An 8,582-nucleotide genomic window follows, 5' to 3' on the forward strand; every position below is an offset into this window, starting at 1 on the left:
TTGTGGTATAATGGATATAATAAATTCGGAACTAATAGGAGGGCTAAATGTTATATAGAGAGTTTGGAAAAACAGGAGAAAAAGTAAGCATTTTAGGTTTTGGACTTATGCGATTACCGGTAATAGATGAAGATTTCGGAAGAATTAATTATGACAAGGCAATTCCAATGGTTCGTTACGCAATTGATCAGGGAGTAAATTATTTGGACACAGCCTGGACCTACCATAACGGCAATAGCGAAGCATTTTGTGCTAAAGTTTTGGAGGACGGTTACAGGGAAAAAGTCAATGTTGCCACTAAACTGCCGGTATGGGAGATAAAAGTGCATGAAGATTTTTATGGACTTCTGGATCAACAACTGGAGCGATTGAAGCTGGAAACCATAGATTTTTATTTGTTGCATGCATTCAACCATGGAACGTGGGAAAACTGTAAAGCAGCTGATTTTGGATTATTTCTCGATAAAGCGAAAAAATCCGGAAAGATTAGATATGCAGGATTCTCTTTTCATGATGATCTTGATTTGTTTAAAGAGATCGTTGATACATATCCTTGGGATTTTTGCCAGATTCAATTGAATTATATGGATGAAAACTATCAGGCTGGCCTTGAGGGAATGAAGTATGCACATGAACGCGGACTCGGGGTCGTCATTATGGAACCCCTTAGAGGAGGAACGTTATCAAAGAGAGAAATTCCAAAAGAACTGGAAGACATATGGAATCAAGCTGAAATTAAGAGAACACCTGCTGAGTGGGCACTGAAGTATTTGTGGAACAAAAAAGAAATAGGTATCGTGTTAAGCGGAATGAGCGAAATGTGCCAGGCAGAAGAAAATATACGTATTGCATCCGAATCGGAAGCCGATTCATTGACAGCTGAGGAAAATAAGTTGATTGAACAGGCCAAACAATTCTTCCTGGAAAGAACGGTTGTCAATTGTACCAATTGCAGGTATTGCATGCCATGCCCTGTTGGAGTAAACATCCCCGAAAATTTCTGGGCCCTTAATCATGCTACCCAGTTTAATGATCACGGCAAGGCGGATTTTTGGATTAATGGGTGGCTCGGCCAGGAAGCTAGACCTTCTAATTGCGTAGAGTGTGGTTTATGCGAAAGTAAATGTCCGCAAAATATACAAATCCGAAAATATCTAAAAGTTGTTAAAGAAAAATATGAAAAGGTAAATCCATAGAAAACCTTAGATCTGCTTATGGAATACATTTCTTGAATATCTTGAGTATGTTGAGAAACAATACTGAATTACTTGCATAAAGAAGGAAAATGACAAGAATGGGGACGGTAATTTGAAATGCAACCCAAATGATAAACCACCAATACATATATGCCCAAAAGAATGTTGCTTCTTTTAGAGAGAAGCAACATTCTTTTGCACCAGGTCTTTACACTAACATTGATGAAGCGTTGCAACATGCTAAACCAGTTCTTGTGTCTCATTGCGGTTGTACTTTTGGGATTTGTATCAGGAATGATAAGGAGAAAGGTGAAAAGGACTGGTATGAACCTTGTGAGTCAGAACTTGAAAGCAAGGGTTTACCATGGTTCTATTTCTGTGACTCTCAAAGACTTATAAAGAAGAACAGACTGTTATGAAATGTTTGTCGGGTGATATCAAAGAGAGACATGATTCTTGTAAAATTTTGATTGATGATATTAAGCAGTTGTAATCATAACTAAAGTGTAATGAAAAAGGGATAGATGACTGCCAATTTATTAAACTGGGAAATTTAAGAGGTTGTTTTATGAAATGGGAAGAATATATATCTGAAATTGAGTTAATAGAAAAACAGAATAATACTGAGCATGACTTGTATAATATTATAGCCAATGTACTAAGAGAGCGTCTAGCGTTTAAAAAGGTTTCAATAAGAGATGTTGGAGATAGAAAAAGAACTGTGGAAGAAAAAGAAAAAGCTTTTTGGGGGTTACGAGGTTTTCCAGACTTTGTGATTTTAAGTAGGGATTATGTTCCGATTGCCAAAAGTATTGAGAGAAAATTAATTTATGGAGTAGTTGAAGCAAAATATGTTGATAAACCTTTATTGGAAGATTGGAGAGACAGATTACAATTTGTAGGACATCTTTTGTGGTTTGAGAAAGTAATTTATACAAATGGTATTGAATGGAGATTTTATAACAATCCATGGGGATGTGATCCAATAAAAATTCAAAATGAGTCTTACAAAGAGTTTAGTAAAAATAAAGAAAAAACAAATCAAGTTGATAAGTTTTTAGGGCAATATAGTACCACAGAACTTAAATACGATTCTTTTTTGCTAAGAGTAAAAAATGAAGATGGAACAATGTTGTGGAAGTATAAAGAGTGGAATAGGTTAATTAATTTTTTAAATAACTATGAGTTGATTTAGTACGATTAATTTTAATTTATATTATCAGGAATTAGGTAAGAAAGAGAATTATAGAGTGATAGTTTTTGAAAATTCATATGTAATAGCAAAACGGTTTGTTGAAAAGCGAATTTTATAATGAGCAAGTGAAAGTAGTTTACAGTATGAGTTAGGGGATAAACTTATGTTTGGTGCAATTGCTGGTGATATAATTGGTTCGGTTTTTGAATGGCATAATGTAAAGTCTATAGACTTTGAATTGTTCTGCAGACAGTCACGATTTACTGATGATACAGTTATGACTATTGCTATAGCCGATGCTATTCTAAACAAAGATACGAAAAACAATTTTATAATAGATAATATTGAATCAAAGATGACATACGCATCAAAGTTAAGGGAATACGGTAAAAAGTACCCTGATGCTGGTTATGGTCAAATGTTTAATCAATGGTTATCAAGCAAGGATTTAAAACCTTATAATAGCTATGGAAATGGCTCTGCCATGAGAGTAAGCCCAGTTGGATTTGCTTTTAATACCTTAGAAGAAGTGTTAAAAGAAGCTAAGAGAAGTGCAGTTATTACACATAATCATAGAGAAGGAATAAAAGGTGCTCAAGCTGTTGCTAGTACAGTTTTCTTAGCCAGAACAGGGAACAGTAAAAAAGAAATAAAAGAGTATGTTGAAAAAAAGTTTAAATATAATCTAAGCCAGAGATTAGATGATATAAGACCTAATTATAAATTTGATTCTTCCTGTCAGGGTTCAGTACCACAAGCGATAATTGCTTTTCTTGAAGCAGAGAGTTTTGAGGACGCTATAAGAAAAGCTATTTCAATAGGAGGAGACAGTGATACAATCGCATGTATTGCAGGAGGAATTGCACAGGCATATTATAAAGAAATACCGGGCTTTATTGTAGATAGAATAAGACTTATTCTTGATTCAGGATTAAAACGAGTATTGGATAACTTTAATGAACGTTTTGATGTTCCGATAAAGGTGAGTTAAAAGTAGTTATAAGTAGATGTATGCATTTTAGCGCATTGCTTAGTTCGCACAAGTTTTAAATGCGTATTACCAATTATTTGTATTTAGGTGTGTGATGATTTGAAAGCTATTCAGCATATGGATTACCCAAAGGAGTCAATTGGGAGCTACTACCATGAATTCCTAATCCGCGTCCTCCGTTCAAAATATGGGCGACTTCTGAAAGAATTGAGCCGTTTTTTATAGTTGAACACCACCCGATAACTTTAGCTCTAATTCTTAGAATTGAAACTGGTTTTAAGAAGAGAATGGCAAGTATGAACTTTTAGATGAAGCATTCAAAAGTTATAGTGAAGCTTTAACTTTATACCAAGATTTCAAATAGGGTTTATACAGAGTGGTTCTATTAAATACTACAAAAGGTGGACCTTGAATGAACCTGGATCCGGAGCTATCATGATGATAAGCTATAAAATAAGGAGGTCAGGGAATGGAACTAAATATCAAACAACTAAATCAAAAAATACAACCGCTTGGTATGGGATGCTGGGCGATTGGTGGTACGTGGGGACCGAAAGATCTTCCCCTTGGCTGGTCAAAAGTAGACGATCAGGAATCAATCAAAGCATTGAAACATGCTTATGAAAGGGGTATCACATTATTTGATACGGCTGCCACGTATGGTTATGGGCATAGCGAAGAAGTACTTGGGGAGGCGTTACATGATGTGAGAAATAAAATCCTGATCGCGACCAAATTTGGATGTCCTTGTGATGATGTTAAAAGAGAAGGCCGGGGAGAAAGCGTTGAAAGGGAATCTATTATAAAGGAATGCCATGATTCGCTAAGAAGACTTCGTACAGATTACATAGATATTTATCAACTCCATATACAATCAGTAGAAATAAACCAAATTGATGATGTAGTAGAGACACTTGAAATTCTTAGAGAAAGAGGCGATATCCGAAGTTATGGTTGGAGTACGGATTTTCCCAAAAAAGCAAAGGCTATTTTAAAGTATCCCGCATGCAGTACAATTCAGTTTGACTTAAATATATTTGCTAATAATGAGGAAATGATACAGCTCATTGATGATCATCAAGTTATGGGATTAAACAGGCAGCCATTGGCAATGGGCTTACTGTCCGGAAAGTATGACATAAACAGCAAATTGCCAAACGATGATATTCGTTCTGGAACATTAGATTGGATGATATATTTTAATAAAGGAGTTCCAAATAGCCGATTACTTAGTAAAATCGAAGCTATTCGAGAGATTATTACATCTGGCGGGCGTACCATGGTGCAGGGAGCGTTGGCGTGGAATTGGGCAAGAAGTGAGTATATGGTACCGATTCCGGGATTCAAGAATATAAAGCAGGTCGAAGATAATATTAGTGCACTTGACTTTGGTCCATTAACAAAGAAACAGGTTGAAGAAGTTAATAATATTATAAAAGAATAGATTGTTGAGGTTATATGTTTACTAAAATCGATAGAAATTCGAAAATTCCTTTAAATAAGCAGATTTATGATACGATAATTAATAATATTCTTACAGGAAGACTAAAAGCTGGTGATAAAATGCCCTCGACTAGAATATTATCCGATACCCTCGGTGTTGCAAGAAATATACTGGTAGAAGTATACGAGCAGCTAACTTCAGAGGGCTATCTGGAAGTAGTGAGGGGAAAGGGAACTTTTATTTCGTCCATTGAAATAAAACCGATTATGTATCGAGAAACAAAAAAAGAGACTGATCAACCAGTTAAGAAGAGTGATATTATTTCATTTGAATGCGGGATACCTGATTTGCGAAGTTTTCCGCGAAATGTGTGGGCCGGTTATCTTAAAGAAAGTATGTTTGATATGACATCTCAGGAATGTGGCTATAGCCACATTCTTGGTTATAAGCCCCTCAGGATAGAGATCGCAGGTTATTTGCAGAATTATAAAGGTATTTGCTGCAGCAGTTCCCAAGTTTTTATCACTGCAGGCACAACGGATGCTATCGAATTTCTGTCACTTTTATTTCGTAACCGATGTCCTAACTTTATATGCGAAGAAGCTACGGTACCATTCATTCCTGATATTTTTAGATTACAGGGATATCACATGAAAACAATTTCAGTTGATGAGGAAGGCATGTCATTGAAAGAACTTCAGGAGGTTCCCGGTTCATTACTTTGCGTTTCACCCTCACACCAGTTTCCATTGGGAGGAACTCTATCCTTTGAAAGAAGAAATAGCATCTGTGATTGGCTTCTTAGGAATCATAATTTTCTTATAGAAGATGACTATGACAGTGAATTCCGGTATAAAGGTGCTTCGGTGAATTCGTTGTATCAGCTTGCCCCGGATCATGTGTTACATCTTGGTACCTTTAGTAAGACTTTAATACCAGCCTTACGATTGGGATATATGGTAATACCGGAAACGTTGCTCGAAGAAGCTAAGCAATTGAAATTTCTATTGAGAAAAAGAATAGACCTAGTAAATCAGATTGCATTATATAAATTTATAGCGTCTTCAAAATATACAAAACATATCTTTAAAATGAAGAAGATATATAAAAGTAGAATGTTATATATTACGAGTAGACTTAGGGAACTTTTTGGAGACGAAATCTATATAAATGGAGAAAATTCAGGACTCCATATTGCAGTCACCTTTACAAATTATCGCTTTGACGAGCATTTTTCGGATATACTTTTACAAAATGATCTAGCCATTGATCTGCTGACTGATTACCAACAAAATCCGTCTCGAGAAACGAACACACTGATATTCGGTTTTGGTAATTTAGAGGTGAAGGAAATTGAAAATGGCTTGCAAAGGTTTAAGGAAGTGATTTGTAATATAAAACTTAATAATTCAATTTAATTTTACAAATTGAGCTATTTGATTTAAAATCTCTTTATGGGGTTTTCAAAGACATCATTACTGCCCTCTCGAGCCACTATGTAATGAGTTGGAAATAACAGTGAACGAGTTATTATCAGGCGAAAGATTACAAGAAGTGAATTACAAAGAGAAAGCGGAGGAAAATATGGTGAACTTAATTAGTAAGAACAAAAAGACAAAAGAAGAAAGAATTATTTCTGCCGTAATTACTATAGTTATTATGGTAGTTGCTCTGGCAGGTGGAATTGTAGGCAAATATTTCAATCATCCCGAAGCGCAGGCAACCACTATCATAATGGTATTGATTTCGGAGACTTGTTTTGTTGCAATATGGATAGCAACTACAATTGTTTTAAGAAAAAATGGATGATGAACTGATTACTAAATCTATTTTTTAGTGTTGAAATGTTCCCGCATACTGTGAAAATACTGAAAAATAGTTGACATGTTCCCAAGAACGCTTACGATAAGATGGCGTTCGAGTTTCACGGAGAGAACGCAAGGTTTAATTTCCCTAGATGATGTATATTTAAAAAAACAAATAGAGAATATAGCATTTCAGATTTCAAAAAGATCCATGTATAAAACAAGAATTTTATGAATATTATTGTTCAAGGAAAACTAAATTCCAGCAAAATGGAAACATTAAAGAGGTTTGAAAAGTGAGAGAAATTAATCAGACAAAGGTATTTGTGCAATATCGGGATGTAATGAAACCATATGAGCCTGTTATGGGGAGAAAATATACTATTACACATTCGGATAAAACTGCAGAATTATTTGTGTTTGTAGCTCAAAATTATGCTGAAGATCAAATCACAAGTATGCGTGACGAGGTAATAGTTGCCTGGGAGCCATATAAAATAGGAATTGCTTTAATAGGCTCCGTGATTGTGGATGGTAATGGTGTAATAGGAGATGCTTATATAAGAAATAAGATTTTTTATAACGAAATGCCTAAAGCACTTCAAGCTTTACGTCAAGCTGACAGATTTTTATTTGACAAAGAACCTAATCTTGATAAAACACCGGTATTGATTCATTTTATCTCAAGCAATCCTATATATGACAAGACATATAATTTTGGGGCTATCGGCATCTATAAGTAATATTTTTGAATATTTCCTAATTCTAGTACGAATAATATGTTATAACTCAGAAGGAGGAAATAGAAAATGAAAAAACTACTTTATATTGTTGCAAATTCAAAACCCGAAGAAATATCATCGAGTAAAACAGTAGGTCGAGCATTAGTTAACAGTATTATGGATAAATATAAGGATTTTAGCCTGGAGGAATTGGATTTATATAATGAGCATATTCCGCGTCCAAAGTACAGCTATTTTAGTAAGCGCAGTACTTTGGTAAGTGGAGATGCTCTTTTAAAATTGACAGCTCAAGAGCAGAATGATGTACAACAAATGTCAAAATTATGTGATCAGTTTGTATCTGCATCGGTTTATATTGTAGCTTCTCCTATGTGGAGTCTATCATTTCCAGCGGTGCTTAAAGATTATATAGATTGTATTATTCAGGCAGAAAAAACAATAACTTTTACAAACAATAAGCCGGAGGGACTATTAAATGATAGACCACGTACATTTATTTATGTTCAATCCTCTGGTGCCAATATTCCATGGATAATGAAGCCTATACTTGATAAAGGACTTAATTATGTGGAAGATATAATGAAGTTTATTGGTATAAGCAAATTTGATGAACTTTTAATAGATGGTACAGGTAGTACAGAAACGGAAAAATCTGAAGCTATTGAAAAAGCAAAAAGTAAAATTGGTACTATTATTGATGAATTACAATATTAACTTAACTAATAAAGTATGCGAAGACAGTTGCGTAGATTAAGGCAGGTAACTAACATTATAGTACCTGCTTTTTTGTGTACAACTTTGTATTGTGTTCTTTTCATTTCATGATGTGGATAAGGTTGTGTATAAGAATTGGGAATATGTAAGCGTACAATACAACCCATCTGTTAATCAATTTGTTAGCATGAGATAATACACCAAAAACCAGGAGGCGTCTTATGTTATATAAAGAATGGGAAAAGTTAATTAGAGAATTCGAAAAAAGCGGAAAAACCCAGGCTCAGTGGTGTAGGGAAAAGGGGTTGAAAATCAAAGCATTCAATTTCCAATATAGAAAATATAGAAGAGATAATCAAAACAAGGAAGAAATTAACAAAACAAACTGGATGCCAATTCAGTTTGAACCAATGATGACATCAAAACTCAACATAAGAATAGGGAAAGCTATAATTGAAATTGAGAACGGATATGACGAAAGACTTTTGCAAACT

Annotated in this window: 10 protein-coding genes; all 10 read left to right on the forward strand. The window is 34.7% G+C overall.

Annotated features, from left to right (window positions below; translation table 11 throughout):
• Positions 1–47 precede the first annotated feature (47 nt).
• Positions 48–1,196 carry an aldo/keto reductase gene (locus ACECE_RS0220525; RefSeq protein WP_010250656.1) on the forward strand — a complete coding sequence of 383 codons (1,149 nt, stop codon included), beginning with the start codon at positions 48–50 and terminating at the stop codon, positions 1,194–1,196.
• A gap of 128 nt (positions 1,197–1,324) precedes the next feature.
• Positions 1,325–1,615 carry a hypothetical protein gene (locus ACECE_RS0220530; RefSeq protein ID WP_010250658.1) on the forward strand — a complete coding sequence of 97 codons (291 nt, stop codon included), beginning with the start codon at positions 1,325–1,327 and terminating at the stop codon, positions 1,613–1,615.
• A 149-nt stretch (positions 1,616–1,764) separates the two neighbouring features.
• Positions 1,765–2,391 (forward strand): hypothetical protein, encoded by a 627-nt coding sequence (locus tag ACECE_RS29705; RefSeq protein WP_010250660.1) that lies wholly within the window; start codon positions 1,765–1,767, stop codon positions 2,389–2,391.
• 163 nt (positions 2,392–2,554) lie between these two features.
• Positions 2,555–3,382: an ADP-ribosylglycohydrolase family protein gene (locus ACECE_RS0220540; RefSeq protein WP_010250662.1), complete on the forward strand. Its 828-nt coding sequence runs from the start codon at positions 2,555–2,557 to the stop codon at positions 3,380–3,382.
• Between the two features lie 469 nt (positions 3,383–3,851).
• The gene (locus ACECE_RS0220545; RefSeq protein WP_010250665.1) at positions 3,852–4,826 is read left to right on the forward strand and encodes an aldo/keto reductase; all 975 of its coding nucleotides are present in this window, start codon (positions 3,852–3,854) and stop codon (positions 4,824–4,826) included.
• A gap of 14 nt (positions 4,827–4,840) precedes the next feature.
• Positions 4,841–6,244: a MocR-like pyridoxine biosynthesis transcription factor PdxR gene (gene pdxR / locus ACECE_RS0220550; RefSeq protein WP_010250667.1), complete on the forward strand. Its 1,404-nt coding sequence runs from the start codon at positions 4,841–4,843 to the stop codon at positions 6,242–6,244.
• 166 nt (positions 6,245–6,410) lie between these two features.
• The gene (locus ACECE_RS0220555; RefSeq protein WP_026073938.1) at positions 6,411–6,635 is read left to right on the forward strand and encodes a hypothetical protein; all 225 of its coding nucleotides are present in this window, start codon (positions 6,411–6,413) and stop codon (positions 6,633–6,635) included.
• Between the two features lie 292 nt (positions 6,636–6,927).
• Positions 6,928–7,374 (forward strand): staygreen family protein, encoded by a 447-nt coding sequence (locus ACECE_RS0220560; protein ID WP_010250670.1) that lies wholly within the window; start codon positions 6,928–6,930, stop codon positions 7,372–7,374.
• Between the two features lie 66 nt (positions 7,375–7,440).
• A complete protein-coding gene (locus ACECE_RS0220565) occupies positions 7,441–8,088 on the forward strand; it encodes an FMN-dependent NADH-azoreductase (protein WP_010250672.1) in 648 nt (215 codons plus the stop codon).
• Between the two features lie 221 nt (positions 8,089–8,309).
• Positions 8,310–8,582: IS66 family insertion sequence element accessory protein TnpA (gene tnpA, locus ACECE_RS0220570; protein WP_010250674.1), on the forward strand; the 273-nt coding region annotated here is incomplete at its 3' end.

Origin of the sequence: Acetivibrio cellulolyticus CD2 (assembly GCF_000179595.2) — a bacterium.
Lineage (GTDB): Bacteria > Bacillota > Clostridia > Acetivibrionales > Acetivibrionaceae > Acetivibrio > Acetivibrio cellulolyticus.